Source organism: Paracoccus saliphilus (genome assembly GCF_028553805.1).
Classification (GTDB): Bacteria; Pseudomonadota; Alphaproteobacteria; order Rhodobacterales; family Rhodobacteraceae; genus Paracoccus; species Paracoccus saliphilus.
The window spans coordinates 4242765-4268611 of record NZ_CP067140.1; the positions used below are offsets into that span (position 1 = coordinate 4242765).

The window sequence follows — 25847 nt, forward strand, 5'->3', positions numbered from 1 at the left end:
CTATGCGTCAATTTCGAATATCGCCTCGATTTCGACGGTGATGTTGTTGGGCAGTGATCCGACCCCAAAGGCGGAACGAGCGTGGACACCCCCTTCACCGAACACCTCTGCCAGCAAGGTCGAGGCGCCGTCGATCACGAATGGATGGCGGTCGAATTCGGGCACGGCATTGACCAGCCCCAAAAGTTTGACCACGCCCCGCAACCGGTCGAATCCGCCAAAATGATCGCGCAATGCGCCCAGAATGTTGACCGCCACCAGCCGCGCATGTTCACGCGCGGCTTCGGCGGTCACATCTGCGCCCACCTTGCCACACAGCAATGTGCCATCGGCAAGCACAGGCCCCTGACCCGAGACATAAACCAGATTGCCGCTCTGCCGCACATTGCGAAACGCGCCGATCGGAGCTGGTGCCGCTTCGGGCAACTCAACGCCAAGACGAACCAGCCGGGTGGCGACCGGGACGGACCCCAGAATCTCAGGTTGTGACATGATGTCCTTCTAATCGTTTGCAGTAACTTTGATGGGATTGACCCACGGTGACAGGTTCAGGCGTTCCATTGGCGCAGATTTCCGCAGCCTTGGGGCAACGCGTCCGGAAAACGCAGCCCGAGGGCGGCTGCAACGGGCTGGGGATGTCGCCCTTCAGTAGGGTTCTGCTGCGTGTCAGCCCCGGATCGGGCATCGGGATCGCCGACAGCAACGCCTGAGTGTAAGGATGCGACGGATTGCGATAGAGCGGCCGCGACGGCCCCTTTTCAACGATCCGGCCCAGATACATTACCACGATCTGGTCACAGAGATATTCCACCACCGACAAATCATGCGCAATAAACAGCATGGTCAAGTTGCGCTTTTCCCGAAGCTCCAGCAGCAGATTAAGCACCTGCGCCTGGATCGACACATCCAGGGCCGAAACGCTTTCATCCGCGACTATGAATTCGGGTTCGAGCGCCAGGGCGCGCGCGATACCGATACGCTGGCGCTGCCCCCCGGAAAACTCATGCGGGAAACGGTTCATGTGATCGGCGCTCAGGCCGACCTCTTCCAGCAGTTCAGCGACCTTGTCGCGGCGGGAACGGGTATTGCCGATGCCATGGGCGCGCAGACCTTCGGCGATCACGTCGCGCACACGAAGGCGGGGGTTAAGGGACGAAACCGGGTCCTGAAAGATGATCTGCATGCGTCGGCGCGCAGCCCGTAGCCCGGATTTGTCCAGCCTGTTCAAATCCGTGCCGTCAAAGATCGTCTGCCCCTCGCTCGGTTCGATCAAGCGCAACAGGGAACGTCCCAATGTAGTCTTGCCCGAGCCGGACTCGCCGACCAAGCCGGTGATCGAGCCGCGGCGAATGTCGAAACTGACATCGTTCACGGCATGCACCGTTCCGCGCGGCGTCTCGAACCGCTTGGAAAGGTTGTGAATTTGAAGCAGCGGCTCAGACATGCTCCACCTCCTGCGAGACCGGATGGAAACAGGCGATCCGGTGATCCTGCCCCAGTTCCGACAATGTCACCGGATGCTCGCATGCATGATCGGCCCGCTCGCAACGCGGCGCAAAGGCGCAACCGGGCGGCATGGCATGCAAGGGGGGCACCGCACCGGAAATCGGCACCAGCCGCTCGCCCTCGGGACGTCCGGGCATCGGGATCGAATTGAGAAGCCCGCGCGTATAGGGATGCGAAGGCCGGGCAAACAATGTGCCCACCGAGGCCTGCTCGACAATGGCGCCGGCATACATCACCGCCACATCATCGGCCACTTCCGCCACCACGCCCATGTCATGGGTGATGAACAGAATGGACATTCCCATCTCTTTCTGAAGCCGCCGCATCAGGTCGAGGATCTGCGCCTGAATGGTCACGTCCAGCGCCGTGGTCGGCTCATCCGCGATCAGCAGGGCCGGGTTGCATACCAGCGCAAGCGCGATCATGACCCGCTGCCGCATCCCGCCGGAAAGCTCGTGCGGATAGTTGTCCAGGCGCGAGGCGGCGCCGGGGATCTCCACCAGTTCCAACATCTCAAGCACCCGCTTGCGTCGCGCCTGCGCGTCGAGCGGACTGTGCAGCAGCAGCATTTCACCGATCTGGTCCCCGATGGTGAACAGCGGATTGAGCGATGACATCGGTTCTTGAAAGATCATCGCGATACTCGGTCCGCGCAGCTTGCGCATTTCTCGCTCGCGCATGGTTGTCAGATCGCTGACTGCACCATCGGGGCGACGGTAACGGATTTCGCCTCCGGCCACCGCACCGTTCTTGGGCAATAACCCCATGATCGCCAGTGACGACACCGATTTTCCCGATCCGGATTCACCGACCAGGGCAAGCGTCTTGCCGGGGTGGAGTGTAAAGCTGACATCGCGCAGCGCCGTCACGCTACGCCCGCGCGCGCGGAACGACACCTGCAGATTGCTGACATCCAGAACCGGGTCGGTCATCCGCCCCTCCGCTGCGCCTTCTGGACGCTTGCACCAAGCACCGTCAGACGCGGCTCGAAAAGCTGATCCAGTGACAATCGGGCACCTTGGGAGTCAATGGTTTCGGCCTGACTGTCTTTCAAGTCGAACAGGGTGAAATCCGCCTTCTGCCCCGGCGCGGCCCCGTTCCGCGCACCAAGGCCCAGCACGCTGCGCGGGCGTTCCGTCACTGCCGCAATCACCTCGTCGAAATCCATGCCAACCGCCAGCAGCTTGGACATCGTCGTGGCCAGATCGTAAACCGGGCCGCCGATATTGCGCAGATGCAGGTCGGTCGAAATGGAAAATGGCTTCAGCCCATCCGCCAGGGCGTCCCGCGCGGTATCGAAGCTGAACGAGGCCACACCATGGCCGATATCCATCCGCACCCCGTTTTCGGACAGTTGCTTGGCCTGTTTGAACAGCGCCGCCGTGTCACGGATCGAGCCGGCCCGTTTGCCATTGAAACAATGGGTGACGATATCGCCTTCGCTCAGGATATCGAAAACCTCGTCGATCAGTGGGGGCGGCTCACCGATATGCACCATCAGCGGCAGGTTCAGGATTTCCGCCACCCGCTTGGCGATCTTGGCCGGGGTAATCCCCCAGGCTCCGGAAATGACTCCGCTGGCTCGCACCTTGATACCGCAGATCACGTCGCGATTGGCCTCGGCCACCTCAAGCGTCCGGTCTACATCGACCGAACGTAGATCGATCAGCTCCGGCACCCGGTTGCAGGCGACCAGCCCGATGGAACCGATATTCAGGAATGCCCGCACGGTTTCCTGCTGCGCCTCGATGACATATTCGCGCAACCCGTGGAACGCCGCCTCGCCCGCCGAGCCAGCATCTGCCATCGCCGTCACGCCCGTGGCCCGCCCGGCCTCGGAGGCACGGATCGAGATATCGGTACCGCCATGCCAGACATGGACATGCAGATCGCACCAGCCGGGCGACAGGTAGGAGCCGCCGCAATCGACGGTTTCGGCCCCTGGGACCGGACCGGGTGAGATCAGCCCGTCATCACCGACGAAAATTTCGTCGGGAGCATTGTCCAGCCCGAGGGGGTGGTAATTGATGAGATGCAGAGCCATGTCACATATCCTTCGCCAGCCGCGGATCGAGCGCATCGCGCAACCCGTCGCCAATCAGTTGCAGGGACAGGACCGAGATCGAGATCGCTAGCCCCGGAAAGAGGATCAGGTAAGCCGCCTGATCGATATATTGCCGTCCTTCATTGATCATCGTGCCCCAGCTTGGGGTCGTGGGGTCTAGCCCGACGCCAAGAAAGGACAGCCCCGCCTCGGCCAGCATCGCATAGGCGAAGATGAAGGTGGCCTGCACGATGATCGGCGACAGGATGTTGCGCAGCACATGCGTCACCATGATGGTCAGCGTCGATGAGCCAAGCGCCACGGCGGCCTCGACATAGGGCAATTCGCGGATCACCAGCGTCGAGGCCCGCACGATCCGGGCGATACGTGGCGCATAGACGATGGACAGTGCGACGACCACGTTGATGATCGACCCCCCGAGGATCGAGACCAGCGCGATCGCCAGCAGGATATCGGGAAAGGCCATCATCGCATCGATCAGCCGCGACATCGGCGCATCGAGCTTGCGGAAGAACCCTGCCATGAGCCCGATAATCACGCCGATCACCGATGACAGCGCGGCCACCCCCAGCCCGATGCTCAGCGACACCTGTCCGGCGAAGAGAAGCCGCGACAGGACATCGCGCCCGAAGGCGTCGGCGCCCAGCAGGAAATCTCCACCCGGCGGCGTCAGGCGCGCGCGCACCGACATCTTGGCCGGATCCGCCGGGGCCACGAGCGAAGCCAACAGGCACAATCCGGCAATTGCTACAAAGACGATCAGTGCGATCAACACAGCCCGACGCGAAAACAGCAGGGCAAGGAATTTCGGTTCATTCGTAACGCTTGCGGCAGTCACGGCATTCCTCCCTCAGTATTTCACGCGTTTGTCGACGACCAGGTAAAGCAGGTCTGTCAACAGGTTGATGAGCACGTAAAGCGATGCGACGACGATCAGCGCTCCCTGGATCACCGGATAGTCTCGGCGCAGCACGGCACTCACGACTAGGTTTCCCATGCCGGGAATGTTGAACACCCGTTCGGTCACCACCGCTCCCGACACCAGCAGGGCAAAGGTCAGACCCACGACAGTTATGATCGGAATGGCGGCATTCTTCAGCGCGTGGCGCAGCACCACCCGTCTTTCTCCCATCCCCTTGGAGCGGGCAGTACGGATATAATCCTCTCCCAGAATATCCAGCATCGAGGCGCGGGTGAAACGCAGGATCAGCGCGGAATTGACGATGCCCAGCACGATGGAGGGCAGTAGCAGGTAGCGCATCCTCTCCAGAAAACCTGTATCAGGGCCACCATAGCCGGACACCGGGAACCAGCCCAGATCGGTGGCGAGATAGCGTTGCAGCATCAACCCGGTCCAGAAACTGGGGATCGATGCTGCCAGCATCGCCGTGGTGATTGCCGCCTGATCCAGAAATGATCCCCGCCGGTAAGCTGCATAGATCCCGATGGGCGTGGCGATCACCAGCGCGATCAGCAATGAAAACAGCGACAGGAATATCGTCGGTTCGGACCTGGCGGCCAACACTTGGGTCACTGGCTGGTTGAAGAACAGCGACTCGCCCAGATCGCCTTGCACCGCATTTCCAACGAATGACAGATATTGCACCAGGATCGGCCGGTCCAGCCCGAGGCGTTGTCGCAATGCCGCGGCATCCTCGGCCGTCGCATCGGGGCCAAGCATCAGGGTCGCCGGGTCTCCGGGCGCCAGGCGCACGATGATAAAGGCGATGGTCAGCACGATGAAGATCACGATCATCATGCCGATCAGGCGTTTGAAGATATAGCGGGCCATCCGAGAACTCCGGTCGCTGGCTTGAAAAAAGGGGCGGGCAGCAACCCGCCCCGATCACATCACTCGGCGGACTCAGCATTCCAGAAGAACGGCCACGGAGTCTCGGTCACACCCGTCAACCCTTCGGCCATGCCCGACAGCGCGTTGAACGCGCCGATCTTGATGAAACCGACATCCTCGAAGACCTGGCCCTGCAATTGGGCATAAAGCTCCTTGCGTTTCTCGGGGTCGGTCTCGCTGGTGAATTCGGCGAGGATTTCGTCCTTTTCCGGATTCGACCAGCCAAGGCGCGAGGTCTTGGAATACATGTCGGTCAGGGAGGGCTCGGGCAGGAAAGGCGAATGGGAGATATAGATGTCCCACAGCGCCGGATCGTTGCGCCGCTCGCCCAAGGTCGCCCAATCGACCACATCCATCTGCACGGTGAACCCGGCCGCCTCAAGCGCCATCCGCGCCACCTCGGCCATCTTGAAATGGAACTCGTACTGCCGCGAGGTTAGGATTCGCAAGGGTGTGCCGTCATAACCGGCCTCTTGCAGCAATTCGGCTGCTCGTGCCTGATCGTTCTGGTTGAACAGCTCGGCGCCGGCATCGTTACGCCAGGCCCAACCTTCGGGATAAAGCGGCCCGTCGGTCAGGAAGAACTTGTCGTCGCCGAAGGCTGCAAACAGCATGTCATCCATCGGAAGCGCAGCCTGTAAAGCCTGGCGGGTGGTCTTGTCGGTCAACAACCCTTCCTTGTGGTTGATCGCAAAGACCGGCCAACCGAAAGGCTGCAGCAACATCGGATCGGCAACATCCGAGGAATCCAGCCGGTCATAGCTTTCGGCTGGCAACCCGTCGGCGAAATCGAATTGCCCCGAAAGCAACCCCTCGACACGGGTATTGGGATCGGGCACCGGAACAAAGCGGATCTCGTCAACGATCTGATTGCGTGCACCTGCCGCGCCGTCAGGTTCCTCGGAGCGCGAGCTATAGTCATCGTAACGTACCAGTTGCAGATACTGGTCGGGCACATGCTCGGCAATCTTGTAGGGTCCGGTGCCGATGACGGGATCGATTGTCTCGGCAATGGTCTCTTCAGGATAGATCGCAGCAGCAGAATTGGAAAAGGCCAACAGTGAGAGGAGCGGCGAATATGCTTCCGTCAGGGTGATCGTGACCTCGTAATCGCCGGTTGCCTCGATCGAGGCGACCTTGTCCGCCACCAATTTCCCGCGTGAAGCGACTTCGAGCCAGCGTTCCAGCGACGCCACGACATCCTTGGCATCCATGGATGATCCGTCATGGAAGGTCACACCCTCACGGATTCCAATCGTATAGGTCAACCCGTCATCGCTGATCTGCGGCATTTCCGTGGCCAGCAGTGGCGCGACATTCCAACCCGAGTCGAAAGTATAGAGCGTTTCGACGAAATGCTGGGTCACGATGGAAACGACATCTTTGGTCGACATCATCGGATCGAATGTATCCGCCTCACCAATGATAGCCACGTCGAGCGTGGTTTGCGCGGCAAGCGGGGCGGCCATGGCAGGACCAGCCATAAAGGCAGCCAACAGCGAAGCGCGCGTGAGCAACCGGGATTCCATCCATACCTCCATTATTATGTAATATATTCCTTTACTTTGATAGTCCTAGAGCAGAAACATGTCAAGATAATGTCGTATACGTCGCAAACGACGACAGATCATTTCTGACTTGCCCTCCTAGTTAATGGATTATAAGCATTTCCATAACTGTAGAAGTTATTCCATAGGATGTTGATATGACCGACAAAACCAGAACACGAGTCGGCGCGATCGATCGCAGCCTGCAAATTCTCGATCTTTTGACAGAGCGTCACCAACCGATGACAACCTATGATCTGGCGCGCAGCACAGGCGCACCGGTCTCGACGATTTACAAGCTCGTGGAAGAGCTTCTTGACCGCTCCATGCTGTCGCGAATCGGTGAAAACGGCATCTGGCTGGGCCCAAGGTTGATGCGCTACGGTCTTACCTATCGCGCCCGCATGGATGTCTTTGCCGAGGCACGGCGCGAAATGACCAGATTATCGGAAAATCTTGGCGAGACGGTACAGATCTGTGCCCGAGACGAGGGCATGATGACGGTGATCGGCATGGCTCGCGCCGCCGGACATTTCAACGTCGCCTCTGATGTCGGCACACGGGTCCCGCTCAACTGGACAGCGTCGGGCAGGCTTTTGCTTGGGCATCTCGATGACGAGGAGCGGCTGCGCATCTTCACCCAGAGTGCGCTGCCGTCAGAGACCGGACAGGCCGAAACAGACCCGGCGGTATTGTCACGGCAGGCACGCAAAGAGTTCGAGGCGCGGCTTGCGGTGCAGATGAGTGCGTCTGAATTCGCGGTTGCGTGTATCGCGGCTCCGATCTGTGATGAAAATGGCAGTTGTCTCGCCACCATCTCCATCGTGCTCCCCGAAACCCGCGCTCGCACCGCTTACGATGAACTCACTCGCGAGGTGCAGAATTCTGCGAGAACCATCGAAACGGCATTGGGCAGGCGGGGTTGAACCCGCCTGCCCTCGTTGCCCTGAAATCACCCTGAAGGCGCAAGCACCCCTGGGAGAGATGCCTTATTTGAGTGATCCCGCCAAATCCGAAGGGATTTCGGTCGCCGGTTGTCCGACTTTCTTCTCATCGGATTGCAGGCCCCAGTAAAGCTCGTCCAGCCCGGAAGCTTGATCCTCGACCGGTACGCGCAGTCCCACCGTCCGCTCAAGCACAAAGGCAAGAATGACCGCGGTCAGGGCGCCAGCTCCGATGCAAACGGCAATGCCTGCAAGCTGCATGACAATGCCGATCTGACCATGCTGGAAAGCAAACGCACCCTCTTCGATGCCGAAGTATCCGCCACGAGGCGTCCCCGCCTTGATCAAGCCGACCATGATCAAGCCATATATGCCCGCGCCGATAAACAGCGGGAACAGCTTGTGTTCGTCGATGCCACGCTTCAGCGTGAACTCGTACACGGCCCATGAGGTGATGGGGGCGAACAATGCCACAAGGAATGCCTGCCACGGCAGATAGACGTCAAAGCCGGATGCAATGGCGACATAGCCCGCCAGCGGCCCAAGCAACAGATAGGCGTAGTTCTTCGTCCTGTAGGATATGATGGCGCCGGTGACCGCTCCCCCAGCCCAAGCAAGACCGTAATTGTTGAAGGCAATGCCAACGCTGGTATCGGCCATCGTCACGCTGACAGCCAAAGCTTCGGGATCGAAGAAGAACAGGCAGGACAGGATCACCATCGGCAAGCCGGCAAAGATCGTGATCAGCCCGGTCGCGGCAAGGCCAATGCTGGGCGCGTTATAGGACGGCACCTTTGGATGAGGCTCGAACATGCCTGGCCGCTGCCCCAGTTTCGGCACCAGGACCAATGCCATCCCTGCCGGGAACAAGTAGACGAACCCGACCCCGAAGAAGTCATGGAACCCGGCATTCGTCAGCGGACCGACGGAACCCCAGGTCATCCAGCTTAACGCCGAAGACACGACAGTAGCCACGACCGCGGTGATGTAGTAGGCGGACGCCTTCATTCGCTCGGATACCGAGAAATGGAGCAGCACGTTGATGATCCCCGCAAAGCAAGCGAGGAAAAACACGAATATCTGAAAGTTGTTCAGCCCCGGAAAAACCGCCGGATCGGTATGCTGCGCCAGACTGTTGGCAAGCGCACCGCCCAGCCACCAGTCACTGATGGCATTGCCAAGCGTCGCACCTTCCATGATGTAGTATTGCGCCGCCCAGAAGCCGAAACCGATGACGAAATAGGTGGTAAAGCCAAGGAAAAACCCCACCAGCTTTTCAATGGTGGAATTATAGAGATTCTCGCTGCGGGTCGTGCCAGCGTCGATCATCAGAAGCCCGACGACGACAAGGATGGCACCGACCGTGCCCGAACCATACACGAGGTTCTGCACAAGCGAATTCAGCGTCACTTGCTCTGGATAGAGCATGGCTGCGTGTTCCATTTCTTACTCCCTGTTATTAAGTTTCGTTGCTTGTTGAGGTCTTTCTTTTGCATGAAACAGATGAGAACTCGTCTCGCTACGTAGCCCTCAATCGACCGGCTTCGCTTACCGGTCCCGGGGTTCAAGGGGTGCTATTCGCTTCGCCGGATCAGATGATCGGCGTTCCGTTCCTTCGCGCCTCCCGTATTTCTCGCAGGAATGCGCGAACGAGAACGAAAAACACACAGGCAACGATGAGTGGCCAGACAAGAACATATGCGCTCAGAAGGATTTCGGTCATGGTCGTCATTCCTTTCCCTCAGGTGTTTCGCGTGTCGAATTGGCCGGCATGACGCGCGATCTGATCAAAATCGAACTCAACCTTGTTGAACCAGGAGAGCGCGACGCAAAGTATCGTGGAAACCGCATAGGCCAGAAGCGATGCGGTCAGGACCGGGTACAGATGCAGAAAACCGATCGCGAAGGGCAGCGTGATCAGCATTACCGCCAGCGCCACCGCCACTCCGGCTCTCACCCCGAAAAACCCAAAGATCATCAAGCCGGCGATGACACCGATGCCGACAACGGATAGAAAGTCGCTGACAACGGCAACGATACCCTCCAGTGGCAACCAGCCGGTGCGAACCAAGGTGAATGCCACCAATGCCGCGACGACCGAGACGGTAAACCCGGTATTGTTGACCTTGCTCCAGTAGAAACTGGCGATGACAGGAAAGACCAATGCGCCCCAGATCGCGCCAACCAGCACCAGAAGATCAAGAATATCAAAGCGGCTGCTGGCGAAATACATCGCCATTCCGGTTGCGGCGATCATCGTGACGCGACCGATAAGCAGCATGAGCTGCGGCTTCGCGCCCGCTGCTCCCGCGATATTGCGGCCATAGATATCGGTCATCACGATGGAGGACATGGCCGACAGATCAGAATCCGCTGTCGAGGCGAGCGAACCGATGATCATGATGAAGAACACGCATAGGAGGCCCAAGGGCAGATAGCCTGCCGCAAGCTGCGGGATCAGGTTGTTCACATCCCCATCTGCCGGTTCGATCCCGAGATAGAGGGCAAGAACGCCCAATACCCCAATTCCGATTACCGTCGCGCCGTAACCCACTGTCGCGGTAATGAAGGTTTTCTTGATCATGTCCTCGCGCACGGCGAAAAGACGCTGCGCAATTGTCTGATTGCCGATTGCATAGGCCAGCACAGCGGCGATGAAGGGCGCTCCCTGATTGAAGAAGGCTTCGGACGAGAAAAAGCTCTGTTGCTGGGCGGTCAGGTTTTGTGCGCCATCGGCAAAGATCGAGCTTCCCCCCGCTGCGAAGAAGATCATCGGCACAACGATGATGACCGCGCCCAGCATGGCGCAAACCTGGATGAAATCCGTCAACAACGAGGCCCGAATGCCCGACCAGAGCGTATAGATCAGGACACCCCCCGCGATCAGTAGGATGCCGGTCGAGAAGGATAGAGGCGACATCATCGAGATCAACGCGCCTCCGGCGATGAAATTCGATGTCAGGCTGAGAAGACTCCCGAGCAGGTTCGATCCGGCGAGAAGCAGCTGACTCGACTGACCATGCCGGGCATGCAGGATCTCTGCCAGCGTATGAGCGTTAGGCGCCAGTGATCTTATACGCTTGCCAAAGGGGTAGATGAACAGGATCATCAGTGCTCCCCAAAGCCCATAATGGATCGGCCCGGACAGTCCATAGGTATAACCCGAGGTTGCCGAGGCATAGAGCGACGCCGCCCAGATCCATGTGGCCGTCATTGACGCGGCCGAGATCCCGAAACCGACATTGTTGCCGGCATTCATGTAACTGTCGGCATTTTCATGCTTCTTGCTAATGGATAACGATATCAGGAACGTCACCCCGAAAAAGGCGAGCAAGAGCACGAGCGTCAGGGTAGTTCCAAGCTCCAGTAGCTGCATTCGTCAAATCCTATGATCAGGTTACGGGACACGGACAGTTAGTTACGAAGAACGCCTCATTTGGTTTGCGGATACTTACCTATTCGTCGGGGAATATCCCCGGTGAGGTCGGCTTCCCATCATCGAACTGCGCGAGGTAGTCGATGATAAGCTGACGATTGACGGCGAAGCCCTTGTAGTCGGCCAGTTCGTCGGGCAGATCACGGATCACGCGGTGCAGGCGGCGGCCCCATTTCGGCACCGTTACCAGATCCTGCAGCGAGATCAGGTAGCAGCGGATCGGGAAGGCCAGCCCATTCGAGCGCGGCAGCCGGAAAAAGGTCTGTAGTTCGACGCGCAGATATTGCTTCTCGCCGACATTCTCGGGGGTCAGGGTGCGCTTTTCCGGACCCCATTTGTGGTAATTCTCGGGGCTTGTATCCAGACGCGGATTGACCGTCATCGTCCAGTTCAACCGCCGCGACGGGGAATCCTGCTGTATCGCCAGCAGGAATTTCAGCGCCCGCTGGAAAATCCCCATCTCGTGCGCCTTGGGCACTGGCGCATGCCATTCGAAGAAATTCATCCCGATGTCGAAATCCAGGCTCCAGTCTGCCTGACTGGTCACCATCCCGGCCTCCATCCACAGATTGCCCTCGCGCTGATCGAGCACCGCGAAATCGCCCTGTGCCTGGCGGGTGATGTATTCCATCGGTCCGTAGGGCAGCGTGGTCGGGTCGAGGAAGGTGAACTTGTGGTCGATCCCCAGTGGACGGTTGATCCAATGCCAGCGATCGCCGTCGCGGTGCAGGCTGAACAGCTCGGGATAGTCCTCGGATTTCGAGACCATGATCAGTTCCAGCAAGTCCCAACCCGCCAGCTCCATATGCGGCAGAGACTGACAGCGCAGCGGATCCTCGTTCAGGGTGATCTCGCGGTCCCGCATCTCGGCGACGTAGTGTTCATCGACATCGAAGCGGTTCTCGAAGGGGCTGCCCTCGCGGCCCCCGGCATGCGGCTCCATATTGACCGCATACATGTAGTCGTCCTTGTCAAAGGGAAACGGAAAACGCCGGATCGCCTCGGCCGAGTTGTGATAGCTGTAGTCGTCGCGGAAGGTCTCGTCGTTGAACTGGATGGTCATGGCAACCTCCTGGATCGGAATAGGTGAGGTGAGAGCCGGGGTTCCACCCCGGACCCCGGGATATTTGCATGAAGAAGAAGGGGCAGGTGATTGCGGGACATGGGATTACCTGTTGAGTATCAGTTCCTTGCCCCGGAATCGGGAGACGCAGGGCATGATCTTCGTCTGTGAGCTGCGTTCGTCTTCTGAGAGCCAATGGTCATTGTGCTCGATCCGGCCATGGCAGGAGACCACCTCGGTCTCGCAGCGCCCACAGGCGCCGCCCCGGCAGCTCCAGTCCATATCGACCTGCGCCTCCTCGAGAGCTTCGAGCAGGCTCTGATGCGGGCTGACCGAGACGCGCTGCCCCGTTTTCGCCAGTGTCACCTCGAAGGCACGGCCGGGCGGCGGAGCCAGGAACACCTCGGAATGCAACGAGCCGCACGGCCATCCCAAGCGCTCGGCGCATTGCGCCACCGCGGTGATCAGGCCTTCCGGGCCGCAGGTATAGACATGGGTGCCGATCGGCTGGCGGTCGAGGATAGCCCCCAAATCCATCCGCTTGCCCTCATCCGATATATGGGCATGGATATGCGGAAGGCTGGGCAATAGCCGCAGCCCGGCCGCCTCGCGGCGCGAACGGGCGGCGTAGTGTATCTCGAACCGGCCTTGCATCCGCAGAAGCTGCTGCATCTGGGCGATGATCGGGGTGATGCCGATTCCCCCCGCGATTAGCACATGCTTGCGCGCCCGCATGTCCAGCGAGAACAGGTTCAAGGGCGTCGAGATGCGCAGCATGTCGCCCTGCCTGACGCAGGCATGCATGAAGCGCGAGCCGCCCCGTCCGCCATCCTCGCGGCGCACCGCGATCTCATAGCCCGAGCCGTCCTGCGGATCGGAGATCAGCGAATAGGCGTTGCGGCGCAGCGCATCGCCATCAGACATCTCGACCACGACATGCGCTCCGCCCGAGAATAACGGCAACTTCTCGCCCCTGGGGTGTTCGAAGCGGAAGCGCTTGACCAGCGGCGACAGCGCCTCGATCTCGGTGACTCGCAGCATCTGGGCGCTCATGCCTTGATCTCCTGCCTTGGGGGGATTTCGCCGGGAGCTTCGGCATCCACGCAGACGCCCTGGAACGCGGCATGGCGGTGCGAATAATGGTCACGCACGAACAGCGACAGCCCGCAATGCAAGCAGGTGAACGGGTCGGTGATGACGTTCTCGGTAATGCCCTTGCAGTGGACGCATTGCATCCGCCGCGCGAGGCTGCCGCGATGCTCGGCATCGATCGCCTCGGGCAGCATTCCCGCCGCCAGCGCCTCGGAGGTCGCCTGACCGATCAGCCCTTCGGTTCCGGCAAGGTAAAGCCGGGTGTTCATCCCGGCATCGGCCAGCAGCTTGCGAAAACGCGGCAGGATCGAGGGATAGCTGGCACCCTCGAAATAACCGGCGAATCCCTTGGTTTCGAGCGTTTTTCCCAAGCCGCAGCCCTCTGGGATATAGATCACATGGGCCTGGCCCGGTATCGTCGGATCGGCCTTGATCAGTTCCAGCAGCGCTTCGCCGCCCGGACCATTGGCCAGCATCAACGAGGGCACGGCACCATGCGGCTTCAGCCCGCCATAAACGGGGCGGCTGATAATTGAAGGGGTAAATTTCGTGGCAGACATCGGCTACATCTTCCCTGTCGGTCGGGGGGCGGGGCGATCTGACGCCGCCTCTCGCCCGGATATGGTTCAGCCCTTCGCGGTGCGGCGCTTCTTGTCCTGGTCATAGAAGGGCATCGGATGGGCGACGGCGCGGATCTCGCCGCCCGAGTTGCGGATTGTCAGCTTCGTGCCCTCCACCGCGCAATCGACCGGCATCCGGGCGATGCCGACATTGTGCTCGTTCAGCGGGCTGTAGAAGCCGATGGTGACGACGCCGACCTCCTTGCCGTCCTTGAGGATCGCCGCGCCTTCCTCGGCGGCTTCGGTGCCCTCGAGCTTGACGCCATAGATCTTGAAGCGCTCCTTGCCCTGCAGGCGGTAATGCTCCTCGGCGCCACGGAAACCGGTCTTGCCCTTTGAGACAGTGAAATCGAGACCCAGTTCCCACAGCGTGTCACCACAGGACTCGTTCTCGAACGGATACATCTCGGAATTGTCATAGGGGAAGAACAGCAAGTAGCTTTCCGACCGGAGCAGGTCCAGCGTGGTGAAACGGGTCGGGATGATGCCCATCTCCCGGCCCTCGGCCACGATGGTGTCCCAGATCTCGGGTGCGTCCTGGCGGCGGCAGAAGATCTCGTAGCCGCGCTCGCCGGTATATCCGGTACGCGAGATGGTCACCGGCTTGCCAAACAGCGTGGTGTGAATATGGCTGAAATAGACCACATCGCGGATGCCCGGCACGTGCTTTTCCAGGTAATCCACCGCGAGCGGTCCTTGCAGCGAGATGTCGTGCAGGTCGTCATCGAACAGCACGTTCACGTTGCGCCCGGTCGCCGCCATGGTCAGCTGCTCATGGCCCTGGCCCGCGCCATGCACGACCATGAAGCTATGCGGTCCCATCCGGTAGACCACACAATCATCCACGAACTTGCCCGCATCGTTCAGCATGCAGCAATAGGTCGAGCGGCCCGGTTTCAGCTTTTCGATATCGCGGGTCACCGCCCGGTCGATCACATGGCTTGCATGAGGGCCGATCACGTGAACCTTCTTCAGGCCAGACACGTCCATGACACCCGCCTTGGTGCGGATCGCCATGTATTCCTCGAGCTGATCCTTGTCATAACTCCACGCGGTGCCCATGCCACTCCAATCCTCGAGCTCCGAGCCCATCGCACGGTGCCGGTCGGCCAGCGCCGAAAATCTCCATGATGCGGTCATGATGTCTGTCCTCCTGTCCTGTTGATTCCTGATCCCGTCACGACCGGGGCCGCTTCTTCTCGGGATCGTAATGCGGGAAGGTGGATACCCTCGCCGCGATGCGTTTCTGATGCCCGTCCAGCCGGCCCACCTCGACGGCGGTGCCCGGTTCGGAATGGGCGACATCCACGCGTGCCAATGCGATCATCTGCCCCGTCCGAGGCACCCGCATGGCCGAGCAGATCTCGCCCACCTGCGCACGGCCGATACGGATGCAGTCGCCATGCGCCACCGGCTCCTGGCCGTCGATCTCGAGCCCCACGAATTTGCGTGAAGGATGTTCCTTGCGCCGGATCAGCGCATCGCGCCCGACGAAATCTGCGGTCTTGGATTTCAGCGGCACGGTAAAGCCGACCCCCGCTTCGAACGGATCGGTCTGGTCGTCGAAATCATAACCCGCAAAGATCAGCCCGGATTCGATCCGCACCAGGTCCAACCCGGCCAGACCCATTGGCCTTATCCCCAGGGGCTGCCCGGCCTGCCAGACAGCGTCGAACACAGCCTCGCCGTCTTTCGGATGGCAGAACACTTCGTAACCCAACTCTCCCGTATAGCCGGTGCGAGAGACGACAACCGGCACGCCTTGTTCTCCGCCGATCCGGCCGACGGCAAAACGGAACCAGCCAAGCTCGGGCAAGGCGGGCTGATGCGGGGGAGTCCAGATGATATCCGACAGCAATTCGCGCGATTTCGGCCCCTGCACCGCCAGATTATGCATCTGGTCGGTGGACGAGCGGATCATCACGTTCAGCCCAAGCCGTGCGGCCTCTTCGCGCATCCAGACGCCGCCCTCATCCGAGCCCCCGATCCAGCGGAAATTCTGTTCGCCCACGCGGAACAGCGTGCCGTCATCGATCATGCCACCATGGGGATAGCACATCGCGGTATAGACGACCTGCCCATGACCCAGCTTGCTGACATTGCGGGTCAAAACCCAGTTCAGCAGGGCTTCGGCATCCGGCCCCGTAACCTCGAATTTGCGCAGCGCCGACAAGTCCACCGCCACGACGCCGTCGCGGCAGGCCCAGTAACTCTCTACCGGATCGCATTCGGGAAAGGAGTTCGGCAGCCAGAAGCCACGATACTCGACGAAATCGCGGGTCATTCCGGCGAATTTCTGATGAAAGGCGGTTTCGCGCGTCATGATCGGCTCCGAATCTGGTGTGGCTCGCCATGCGACGGCGCGCTGAAGGCGCTCGGTCGCGGCATAGCTGCGCATGTGAATATCGGTCAGCATCCAGCCATTGGCCGGTGACGTATCATCGGGACAGGCCGACGATACGCATACGATGTCGGTCAGCGCCCTGAGCAGCACGTAGTCGCCGGGCCGTGACCATGGCTCGTCCACAAACAAGACGCCATGCGCGTCTATCTCGGTGTTGAAGAAGAAATTCGCCGCCATCCAACCCGGCCGTCCCGGCACGCCATAGGGCGCCAGCGCCGCGTTGAAATTGTCGGTGCAATTCACATGGCCGGGATAGCCGATATCGTCGTAATACTTGGCCGAGCAGGCCATGGCGAAGGCATCGTGGCGCCCGCAGGTATCCTGGATCACCTCGACCAGCGGTGTCAGGTCCTGGTCGAAATATTTCGCATGCAGCCCCGGCATGGGATAGGCGTGGTGCTGATAGGTCCGGGTCGTCGTCACATCCAGCGGATGGGCAATGCCGCGATCCAGCTTGCGCGCGTCGAAACACTGGAAATCGGTGCATTGGCGGCCATCGACATCGATGATCTGGATGAATTCGCCCTTGCGAACCAGATAGGCTTCGGCGGTTGACGATTTTACTCGCAGATCGAGGATCGGATCGGCCAGCGGATCGGGCAGGTCGAATCCGGCACTCCGGCGCGGCGTGGCACGGGTGATGCAAAGAGTCAGCGGCGTGGTGGTATTCTGTCGCTCGAAATCCATGGGCAATCCGGGTGCCGCGACCACCAGCCAACCCTCGGTGGTGGCGGTGAAATCGGCCTCGTCGCCCGGAGCAGAATCCGCACCAAACAAACCGATCGAGCGTTCAACCGTGATCCCGCGCGCGGCCAGCCCCTTGCGCAAGCCTGCCAGTCCGGCGTTGTCCGAGGAGAGCAATGCCTGCAATCCCATTGCTGGTTGATCCGTCTTGACCCCCAGGATCTGGCTATCCACTCGGCCATCGCGATGCGCTGCCAGTAGTTCGGCATGCTGCCCGCCCTCGTCATTCACGATCTTGATCTGATCTCCGGCGGCAATCTGGACCAGAACGCCGCCGCTGCCGGGGATCGCATATCGCTCGGTCGCGGACGAAAGGTTGTAGCCCATCGCCCGGCGCGGTCGCGTGGCAGTCGGCGGTCCAGGCCGAAGCAGATTTTCTGGAGGTAGTGACAACATGTTTCGCCTCACCTTGAGAAAAAGGTTCCGAGGCGCCGGCTGGCGCCTCCGGCTGTTCATCGTCAGTTCTGCAGGTAGACTTCCTTGCTGTCGTCCAGCGCATCCTTCCACGGCGTATGGTGAACGGGTGCCATCGTACCCGTGATGACCGAACGATAGCTGTTGTCACGGAAAGTCATGATGTTCTCGGCCTTGTGCTTCTTCCATTCAAAGAAGGCCGCGCAGGCGCCATCGACATCAAAGCTGGGATAATCCGTCTCGGCGATCAGCTCCTTGATGTAGTCGCCCTGGTACTGGATCGCGTATTTCGCATCATCTGACGCTTCTTCACGTGTAACACGCTCGTCCACATCGGCGACCATCTCCTGCTTGTCCGTGGGCAGGTCAATCCGGCCAAGGATTGCATCGCGCACCCACCATGCCTGCGCATCGAACATGTTGAAGGTGAACCACTGATCCTGCATGCCCAGATAGAACATCTTCGGATTGTGAACATAGACGACGCCCTTATACAGATCGGCTGTCGCCAGCCGGTTGGCTGTTTTCAGGCGCAGATCATCGGGCAGGAACGGGAAATAATGCCGATAGCCGGTGCAAAGAATGATCGCATCAACCTCTTTGCTGGTGCCGTCGATGAAATAGGCAGTCCGGCCCTCGACACTTTCCAGGGCGGGTAGTTCCTCCCAGTTGTCCGGCCATTTGAACCCCATCGGTGCGGTTCGATAGGATGTCGTCACCGACTTCGCGCCGTATTTCCAGCATTGCGAGCCAATATCTTCGGCCGAGTATGACGACCCCATGAGCAGCACATCCTTGCCGGCAAACTCGCGGGCATCTCGGAAATCATGGGCATGAACGATCCGGCCATTGAACTGCGTGAAACCGGGATATTCCGGCACGTTCGGGCTCGAGAAATGGCCCGAGGCACAGATCACGTAGTCGAACTGCTCCTTGTAGACATGGTCCTTCGCCATGTCATGGACCGTGACGGTAAACTGCTCGGTCCCGGGATCGTAGTCGATCCAGCGGATGACGCTTCTGAAACGAATCCAGTCGCGCACACCGGCCTTGAGCACCCGGCCCTCGATATAGTCGAACAGCACGGCCCGCGGCGGATACGATGCGATCTGTTTGCCGAAATGCTCCTCAAAGGAATAGTCGGCGAATTCCAATCCCTCTTTCGGACCATTGCTCCACAGATAGCGATACATCGATCCGTGAACCGGATCGCCATTCTCATCGACGCCGGTGCGCCAAGTGTAGTTCCAGAGCCCGCCCCAATTGGACTGCTTCTCGAAACAGACGATCTCGGGGATCTCGGCGCCCTCCTTGGCGGCCGACTGGAATGCCCGCAGTTGCGCCAACCCCGAGGGCCCCGCACCGATAATGGCAACACGCTTGGTCATGATCCTTGCTTCTCCCTATTTGCGGTCAGACCAGTATTGGAAACTGGTTCATTCGGTTTGAACCTATACAAACATGGGATCACTCGTTTAAGCAACATTTTTTCTTCACAAGAATTTAATTTTGCATTTTCTTGCGTATTTCCATGGGAGAATCAGGCTATAAGCGGTTTCATGAACAGATCGACCTTTGCCCAAAGACTAGCCGTCAGCGGTTCCTTACCCCGCCTTGGCGCCACGAATCGCTCTCCCGTCCGGATCGGAGCCCTGACCCCTCTTTCCGGAGCCGAACAATATTGGGGGCGCCCCGGTCTGGACGGCTGCCGGATATGGGAGGATTGGATCAATGACCGTGGCGGCATGATGGTGTCGGGCAAACGTCACCGCGTCGAGATCGTCGAATTCGACAGCGCCCAAGGGGCCGAACAAACGCTGGAAGCCGCCCGCGACATGATCGAGCGGCTTCATGTGAGGCTGATCCTGACCCTCGGCGGCGACAGTTTTGCCCCCGCCCTGCGCTATCTGATGGAACGACGTGCGCTGGTTGCCACGCTGTTACCCTCGGATCTGACCCCCGACACACCATTCCTGATCGCGCCAGCCGAGGTACACCCCCTGTTCAACGTCACCGGCGTTGAATACCTGGCCCGCCAATTGCCACCCTCCCGCCGCGTCGCCTTGTGCAGTCAGCGCGACAGCCTGGGGTTGCCCTCTCTCGCGGTATACCGCGCGGCTTTCGATGTCGTGGGCTGGTCCCGCATCAAGGAACTACGCTACGACCCGGACGAGACCGATGCCGAAGCCATCGTCACCGCGATGATGGCCGACAAGCCCGATGTTCTTTGCTGGTGCTCTTCCACACCGCCAATGATGCTTGCCTTGACGGAAGCTGCATACCGATTGGGTTTTGATGGTCATATACTCGCCTGCACGGCCGATGATTATCCACAGATGATCGATCGCACCTCGCCGGGCTTCATGGAGCGCTACATCTTCCAGTTTCCGGATTTCGACGATCCGAAACTGGCCGATACCGCCTTTTTCTTTCGCCAGCCACGCGCCTTCTTCGACGCCTACAACACGCGCTTTCCAGGGGAATGGAGCGCCGTCAGCTGGGAATACGCCTCGATCCTAGATCTGTGGCACAACGCGGTCGAAATCGCAGATACGGTCGAACCGGTTTCGGTTCTTGCATCCATGAAACACGCCCAGCAAATGCCCCATGCCTTCGGCCCCGCGATCTGGAGCGGGCGTGATCTTTTCGGAATCGACAACGCGTTGGTCGGTGATTGGCCAGTGGTAGCGATCCGCGAAGGTCGCGCCCGGATCCAGGAATTCGGTTCGGTTCCAGACTGGCTCGAAAAGCATGGTGACAAGCTGGTTCGGCAGTTGGAGGATCTGGGCCAGCTCTGGCACCAACGGCTTGGCGAGCCGCTTAACCATCCTGCAGCAACAGCTTCTGATCTTCGATCAGGGACAGCTTCATGAACTCACAGGCCTCGTCGATATCGCGCGCGGCAATCGCGTTGAACAGAGAATTGTAGCCACGCTGATAGGTGGCGATGCGACTCGGCGTCAGATGACGGCGATACATCGGCGCACGAAATGCCTGGCGGCGAGCGTCGATCACCAGATTATAACAAGCGATCAGCAACGGATTTCCCGTGCCCGTTGCGATCTGGCGGTGGAATTCCTCCTCCAGCCGGACAAAAGCCATCGCATCGATCTGCACCGCCTCCATCTGCGATAGGATCTTGCCGAGAGCCTCGATCTGACGCGGCGACATGTTGACGATGGCCAGCCGGACCATCTCCGGCTCGATGATGCCGCGCATCACCTGAAGTTGCAGCGGACCCGTTTCAGCCGCGACCGGCGCCAGCGATTCACTTGCACCGTCCGGATCATAAATGACGAAGGAACCGGCCCCGGCGCGGCGACGGATCATGCCGCGCGCCTCGATCATGTCCAAGGCCTCGCGCACGGTATTACGAGCGACCCCCAAATCCTGCGCCAGTTGCCGCTCGGATGGCAGGCGCTCGTCCAGCCCGTATTCCTGCGACACGATCCGCATCGTCAGCGTGTCGATGACATATTGAACGGTCGCGCCAAGGACGGGCTCGGCCCGTCCCGGATTCGTAGTGATATGGCTGGCAGGCGGCACCTTGTACTCCTCCGATACGCCCGTTCATGCGGGCAAAGGAAGAATAGCTTACCCGCCGCCGGAGAATCCAGCCGTCAATCCGCGTCCTATCCCATGCGCTCGCTTGAATACGATCCCGGCGAAGCGGGGAAGACCACCGTCTTGTTGTTGTTCAGGAACACGCGATGGTTGGCATGGGCATGGATCGCACGCGCCAGAACCTGGCTCTCCACGTCACGCCCGAGGCTGACATAGTCTTCGGGCGACTGTCCATGCGTCACGCGGATAATGTCCTGCTCGATGATCGGACCTTCATCCAGGTCGGCAGTGACGTAATGCGAAGTTGCCCCGATCAGCTTCACGCCGCGCTCATAGGCCTGCTTGTAGGGGTTGGCGCCCTTGAAGCTGGGCAGGAATGAATGGTGGATATTGATGATCCGCCCCGACATCTTCTGGCACATCTCGTCCGACAACACCTGCATGTAGCGCGCCAGCACGACCAGTTCTGCCCCGGTCTCCTCGACGATCCGCATCTGCGCGGCCTCGGCTTCGGGCTTGTTCTCTTTCGTGACCTTGATGTGGTGGAAGGGAATATCGTGATTCACCACCACTTTCTGATAGGTCAGGTGGTTCGAGATCACACCAACGATGTCGATCGGCAACGCGCCGATACGCCAGCGATACAGCAAGTCGTTCAGGCAATGTCCAAAGCCCGAAACCATTACGATGACCTTCATCTTCCGCGCTTCATCGTGGAATTGATATGTCATCCCGCATGTCTTCGCGGTCTCGGCAAAGCCCTTGTTCAGCTTGTCCAGCGTCGCGCCCTTTTCCGAGGCAAAGCTGACGCGCATGAAGAACTTGCCCGTCTCCGGGTCATCGAATTGTGAACTGGCGGTGATGTTGCAGCCCTGATCGGCGAGATAGCCGGAAATCGCGGCAACGATACCCCGCGTGGAATCGCAGGCAACTGTTAGGCAGAATTTGGTCATTTGCATCTCCTGTCGTGAGCGGGATGGAGGTTCTCGCAAGCCCGCCATTTTCTCTATGTTATTGTCCGAAATTCGGTCTCAGGCAGTCAGCCCTTCGGGTTCCGGCAAACCCGCCGCGCGGCAGCAAGCGGTCAGCGTATTGGCCAACAAGCAGGCGATGGTCATTGGACCCACGCCGCCGGGCACCGGAGTGATCGCACCGGCAACGGCACGGGCGCTGTTGAAATCGACATCACCGACAAGGCGAGTCTTGCCGCCCTCTTCGATCCGGTTGATGCCCACATCGATCACCGTGGCACCGGGCTTGATCCAGTCACCGGGGATCATCCGTGGCCGTCCCACCGCGGCGATAAGGATATCCGCGCGGCGGCAGACCTCGCCCAAGTCTTTGGTCTTGCTGTGAGCAACGGTCACGGTGCAGCTATCGCGCAACAACAGCTGCGCCATCGGTTTGCCGACGATATTGCTGCGCCCCACGATTACCGCGTTCAGCCCTGTCAGGTCGCCCAAACGATCACGCAGCATCATAAGGCAACCGAGCGGCGTGCAAGCCACCATGGCTTTCTGCCCCGTCGCCAAAAGCCCGACATTAAGAATATGGAAACCATCGACATCCTTGGCCGGCTCGATCGCATTAAGCACCGCCTCGGCATCCAGATGGCCAGGGAGCGGCAGTTGCACCAATATCCCATGTACCGCCTCATCGGCATTGAGTTGAGCGACCAGCGCCATCAACGCTTCTTGCGTGGTATCGGCGGGCAACTTATGTTCGTACGAATTCATTCCCGCCTCGCGGGTCTGAATGCCCTTGTTGCGAACATAAACCTCGCTGGCCGGATCCTCGCCCACCAATACCACCGCCAGACCCGGGGTAATCCCGTGTTCTTTCAGCTTGGCGACCTGTGCAGCAACTCGTTGCCGAACATCCGCGGAAAACGCCTTTCCGTCGATCAAGGCTTCACGGTCGGTGATTGAGTCACTCATTCCAACTCTCCCTTCAGGCGTTTTGCGGAAATCTTCCACGCGCTCCAGAATTCATCGCGATGTTGCCCATGGTGCGGAACCGGAGGAAAACATCGCACGGTATTCCTTGTTCAATGCTCAATCTGGCACAGCACCGGACGAATAATGTGCCTGTATGCGACATTCCATTGCTCAAACAGGTCATTCATGACAGGCTCGACATGCACAGAAAGAGGATGTCACCTTGCCCGCTTCCGATCCGCAGCGCCCAGCGCGTTATGGATTTCTGCTATTGCCGGATTACGCGCTCATGTCCACTGCCTCGGCCATCGAACCGTTGCGGGCCGCGAATCTGCTCAGCGGAAGAGTGCTGTATGATCTTCGGTTCCTCTCTGTCCACGGCGGCTGGATGCAAAGCTCCGGCGCGGGGGCATTCCATACCGTTCCTGTTGCCGATGCCACCGAGGAATTCGATATTCTTTTCGTCGTCGCCGGGGGAGATCCGCTAGCGCAACGGGACGAGCGTGTGTTCGCCATCCTGCGAAGATTGGCCCGGCATGGCGTGTCCCTTGGCGGAATCTCGGGCGGGGCGGCGATCCTAGCGGCGGCGGGCGTGATGACCGCACGCCGCTTTACCATTCACTGGCAGCATATCGACGCGATGCGCGAAACCTATCCCGACGCACTGATCGAACGGCGGCTTTTCGTCATCGATCGCGACCGCTTCACCTGCGCGGGCGGCATGGCGCCTCTGGACATGATGCATGCGCTGATCGCAGCGGATCACGGATCCGCCTTGGCGCGATCGGTCAGTGACTGGTTCATCCATACCGGCATTCGCGAAGCAGAGGCCCCGCAGCAACTCGACCCGGCACGGAAATATGACCTGCATCATCCGGCACTCGTGGCAATGATCGATCTGATGACCAGCCACCTGGCCGATCCCCTGCGGCTCGATGATCTGGGTCATCTTTGCGGTATCGGCCCCCGGCAACTGGAAAGGCTGACGCAGGCGCGGCTGGGTCACAGCGTCATGCAGCTTTATCGCCGCCTGCGGCTGGAAAAAGCCGATGAGTTGCTCACCCAGTCCAGCCTGCCGCTGACCGAAATCGCACTGGCAACGGGCTTTACTTCCCGCAGCCATTTCTCCCGCACCTTCCGAGAGCAATTCGGACAGACGCCATCGGCTCGGCGAACCCAACCCCGCCCAGAGAGAAATCAAATCGCATCATGAATGCCCAAATCCGCCGACAGGAAGAAAAGAGGGTCGGCGGATTTGAGAGACGATCAAAGCTTTGGGGGAGAGAGGAGAATTGCTTGATCGTCGTTCAGATGTCGAGAGTGTTGGCCCGTTCCCATTCGGAAAGATGCGAACAGTAGTTGTTCCACTCCTGAGTCTTCAGCTTGACATAGGCCGATGAAAAATCCTCTCCCATCGCGACCTTCAGCTCTTCATCGGCATCATAGGTCCGAATTGCGTCGAGCAGGTTCAGAGGCAGTTTCGGCGCATCCTTGACCTTGTAACCCTCGGCATACATGTCGATGTCGTGGCGCGGGCCGGGATCGGCTTCTGATTTCAGTCCCGACAGACCAGCCGCGATGATGACAGCTTGCAGCAGGTAGGGGTTTGCCGCCCCGTCCGGCAGGCGCAGCTCGAACCGGCCCGGTCCGGGGACGCGGACCATATGGGTGCGGTTGTTGCCGGTCCATGTGACACTGTTCGGTGCCCAGGTCGCCCCCGAGGTCGTCCGCGGCGCGTTGATCCGCTTGTAGCTGTTTACCGTAGGGTTGGTGATCAGCGCCAGCGCTTCGGCGTGCTTCATGATTCCACCCAGGAAATGCCGCCCACGATCCGACAGGCCCAGCTCTTTGCTGTCATCGGCAAAGGCGTTCTCACCGGTCTTGCTGTCCCAAACCGAAATATGGGCATGGCAGCCATTGCCGGTCAGCCCCATGATGGGTTTGGGCATGAAGGTTGCGCGCAGCCCATGCTTTTCCGCGATCGCACGGACCATGAACTTGAAGAAGCTGTGCTTGTCAGCCGTGGCCATCGCTTCGTCATATTTCCAGTTCATCTCGAACTGGCCGTTCGCGTCCTCGTGGTCGTTCTGATAAGGTTCCCAGCCCAGTTCCAGCATGTAATCGCAGATTTCGGCGATCATGTCATAACGGCGCAGAATGGCGAGCTGGTCGTAACAGGGCTTGACGGCCGTATCCGCTGGATCGGCCACCTCGGTCCCCTCGGCATTCAGAAGATGAAACTCTGCCTCGATGCCGGTTTTGACGGTCAATCCCATCTGCGCAGCCTCGTCAACCAACCGCGCCAGCACGTTACGCGGAGCCTGGGCAAGCCCCTTGTTCTCCATTACGCAATTCGAGGGAACCCAGGCCACTTCCTTCTTCCATGGCAACTGGATCACCGAGGAAGCATCCGGCATGGCCAGCATGTCGGGATGCGCGGGCGTCAGATCCATCCAGGTCGCGAAACCCGCGAAACCGGCGCCATCTTCCTGCATGTCCGAAATCGCAGCTGCCGGCACCAGCTTGGTCCGTTGGCTACCGAACAGATCGGTGTAGGAAATCATGAAATACTTGATCCCGTTTTCACGGGCAAAGGCGGCAAGATTTGTCATCAGCGGCTCCCCTGTTGCGTATATGTGAATCCCCGGGGCGGGGTCGG

The 25847-nt window shown here is 59.7% G+C and carries 23 protein-coding genes; 3 read left to right on the forward strand and 20 right to left on the reverse strand.

Annotated features, from left to right (window positions below; translation table 11 throughout):
- Genes JHX88_RS20375 through JHX88_RS20405 form a run of 7 tightly spaced genes read right to left on the reverse strand, consistent with a single transcriptional unit; the run spans nucleotide 1 to nucleotide 6952 of the window.
- Entirely contained in the window at nucleotides 1-492 is a 492-nt protein-coding gene (locus JHX88_RS20375) for a RidA family protein (RefSeq protein WP_076527713.1), read from the reverse strand.
- A complete protein-coding gene (locus JHX88_RS20380; protein ID WP_076527715.1) occupies nucleotides 479-1444 on the reverse strand; it encodes an ABC transporter ATP-binding protein in 966 nt (321 codons plus the stop codon). The genes JHX88_RS20375 and JHX88_RS20380 overlap by 14 nt, the downstream gene beginning before the upstream one ends.
- The gene (locus tag JHX88_RS20385; RefSeq protein ID WP_076527717.1) at nucleotides 1437-2438 is read right to left on the reverse strand and encodes an ABC transporter ATP-binding protein; all 1002 of its coding nucleotides are present in this window, start codon (nucleotides 2436-2438) and stop codon (nucleotides 1437-1439) included. The genes JHX88_RS20380 and JHX88_RS20385 overlap by 8 nt, the downstream gene beginning before the upstream one ends.
- A complete protein-coding gene (locus tag JHX88_RS20390) occupies nucleotides 2435-3550 on the reverse strand; it encodes an amidohydrolase/deacetylase family metallohydrolase (RefSeq protein ID WP_076527719.1) in 1116 nt (371 codons plus the stop codon). The genes JHX88_RS20385 and JHX88_RS20390 overlap by 4 nt, the downstream gene beginning before the upstream one ends.
- 1 nt (nucleotide 3551) lies before the next feature.
- The gene (locus JHX88_RS20395) at nucleotides 3552-4409 is read right to left on the reverse strand and encodes an ABC transporter permease (protein ID WP_076527720.1); all 858 of its coding nucleotides are present in this window, start codon (nucleotides 4407-4409) and stop codon (nucleotides 3552-3554) included.
- 12 nt (nucleotides 4410-4421) lie between these two features.
- Nucleotides 4422-5363: an ABC transporter permease gene (locus JHX88_RS20400; RefSeq protein WP_076527722.1), complete on the reverse strand. Its 942-nt coding sequence runs from the start codon at nucleotides 5361-5363 to the stop codon at nucleotides 4422-4424.
- 59 nt (nucleotides 5364-5422) lie between these two features.
- Nucleotides 5423-6952 carry an ABC transporter substrate-binding protein gene (locus JHX88_RS20405; RefSeq protein WP_076527812.1) on the reverse strand — a complete coding sequence of 510 codons (1530 nt, stop codon included), beginning with the start codon at nucleotides 6950-6952 and terminating at the stop codon, nucleotides 5423-5425.
- Nucleotides 6953-7128: 176 nt separating this feature from the next.
- Here JHX88_RS20405 and JHX88_RS20410 point away from each other — a divergent pair, with 176 nt between their 5' ends.
- Nucleotides 7129-7896 carry an IclR family transcriptional regulator gene (locus tag JHX88_RS20410; RefSeq protein WP_076527723.1) on the forward strand — a complete coding sequence of 256 codons (768 nt, stop codon included), beginning with the start codon at nucleotides 7129-7131 and terminating at the stop codon, nucleotides 7894-7896.
- A gap of 63 nt (nucleotides 7897-7959) precedes the next feature.
- Here the strand turns inward: JHX88_RS20410 and JHX88_RS20415 are convergent, their stop codons facing one another.
- From JHX88_RS20415 to JHX88_RS20450, 9 genes are all read right to left on the reverse strand, one after another.
- Nucleotides 7960-9357, reverse strand: a complete 1398-nt coding sequence (locus JHX88_RS20415) for an ammonium transporter family protein (RefSeq protein ID WP_084203262.1) — start codon at nucleotides 9355-9357, stop codon at nucleotides 7960-7962.
- Nucleotides 9358-9505: 148 nt separating this feature from the next.
- Entirely contained in the window at nucleotides 9506-9646 is a 141-nt protein-coding gene (locus tag JHX88_RS22410; RefSeq protein WP_366928661.1) for a putative transporter small subunit, read from the reverse strand.
- A gap of 9 nt (nucleotides 9647-9655) precedes the next feature.
- Nucleotides 9656-11290, reverse strand: a complete 1635-nt coding sequence (locus tag JHX88_RS20420) for a sodium:solute symporter family transporter (RefSeq protein WP_076527726.1) — start codon at nucleotides 11288-11290, stop codon at nucleotides 9656-9658.
- A gap of 79 nt (nucleotides 11291-11369) precedes the next feature.
- Nucleotides 11370-12413, reverse strand: a complete 1044-nt coding sequence (locus JHX88_RS20425; protein ID WP_076527728.1) for a heme-dependent oxidative N-demethylase family protein — start codon at nucleotides 12411-12413, stop codon at nucleotides 11370-11372.
- 105 nt (nucleotides 12414-12518) lie between these two features.
- Nucleotides 12519-13466, reverse strand: coding sequence for a PDR/VanB family oxidoreductase (locus tag JHX88_RS20430; RefSeq protein ID WP_076527730.1), 948 nt, complete (start codon nucleotides 13464-13466; stop codon nucleotides 12519-12521).
- Entirely contained in the window at nucleotides 13463-14065 is a 603-nt protein-coding gene (locus JHX88_RS20435; RefSeq protein ID WP_076527732.1) for a dimethylamine monooxygenase subunit DmmA family protein, read from the reverse strand. The genes JHX88_RS20430 and JHX88_RS20435 overlap by 4 nt, the downstream gene beginning before the upstream one ends.
- A gap of 66 nt (nucleotides 14066-14131) precedes the next feature.
- Nucleotides 14132-15265: an aminomethyl transferase family protein gene (locus tag JHX88_RS20440; protein WP_076527734.1), complete on the reverse strand. Its 1134-nt coding sequence runs from the start codon at nucleotides 15263-15265 to the stop codon at nucleotides 14132-14134.
- 37 nt (nucleotides 15266-15302) lie between these two features.
- Nucleotides 15303-17669, reverse strand: a complete 2367-nt coding sequence (locus JHX88_RS20445) for a trimethylamine N-oxide demethylase (protein WP_076527736.1) — start codon at nucleotides 17667-17669, stop codon at nucleotides 15303-15305.
- Nucleotides 17670-17731: 62 nt separating this feature from the next.
- Nucleotides 17732-19075: an NAD(P)-binding domain-containing protein gene (locus tag JHX88_RS20450; protein ID WP_076527738.1), complete on the reverse strand. Its 1344-nt coding sequence runs from the start codon at nucleotides 19073-19075 to the stop codon at nucleotides 17732-17734.
- Nucleotides 19076-19246: 171 nt separating this feature from the next.
- On the opposite strand from JHX88_RS20450, the gene JHX88_RS20455 reads away from it, so the two are divergent.
- Nucleotides 19247-20560: an ABC transporter substrate-binding protein gene (locus JHX88_RS20455; RefSeq protein WP_076527740.1), complete on the forward strand. Its 1314-nt coding sequence runs from the start codon at nucleotides 19247-19249 to the stop codon at nucleotides 20558-20560.
- Here JHX88_RS20455 and JHX88_RS20460 read toward each other — a convergent pair.
- From JHX88_RS20460 to folD, 3 genes are all read right to left on the reverse strand, one after another.
- Nucleotides 20508-21233: a FadR/GntR family transcriptional regulator gene (locus tag JHX88_RS20460; RefSeq protein ID WP_084203263.1), complete on the reverse strand. Its 726-nt coding sequence runs from the start codon at nucleotides 21231-21233 to the stop codon at nucleotides 20508-20510. The genes JHX88_RS20455 and JHX88_RS20460 overlap by 53 nt on opposite strands.
- A gap of 86 nt (nucleotides 21234-21319) precedes the next feature.
- Nucleotides 21320-22204 (reverse strand): formyltetrahydrofolate deformylase, encoded by an 885-nt coding sequence (gene purU, locus JHX88_RS20465; protein WP_076527742.1) that lies wholly within the window; start codon nucleotides 22202-22204, stop codon nucleotides 21320-21322.
- Nucleotides 22205-22282: 78 nt separating this feature from the next.
- Nucleotides 22283-23188, reverse strand: a complete 906-nt coding sequence (gene folD, locus JHX88_RS20470) for a bifunctional methylenetetrahydrofolate dehydrogenase/methenyltetrahydrofolate cyclohydrolase FolD (RefSeq protein WP_176011484.1) — start codon at nucleotides 23186-23188, stop codon at nucleotides 22283-22285.
- A gap of 223 nt (nucleotides 23189-23411) precedes the next feature.
- Between folD and JHX88_RS20475 the strand changes: the two genes are divergently transcribed.
- Nucleotides 23412-24401 (forward strand): GlxA family transcriptional regulator, encoded by a 990-nt coding sequence (locus JHX88_RS20475; RefSeq protein ID WP_272848129.1) that lies wholly within the window; start codon nucleotides 23412-23414, stop codon nucleotides 24399-24401.
- A 94-nt stretch (nucleotides 24402-24495) separates the two neighbouring features.
- Here JHX88_RS20475 and glnT read toward each other — a convergent pair whose 3' ends face one another.
- Entirely contained in the window at nucleotides 24496-25803 is a 1308-nt protein-coding gene (glnT, locus tag JHX88_RS20480; protein ID WP_076527819.1) for a type III glutamate--ammonia ligase, read from the reverse strand.
- Nucleotides 25804-25847 lie beyond the last annotated feature (44 nt).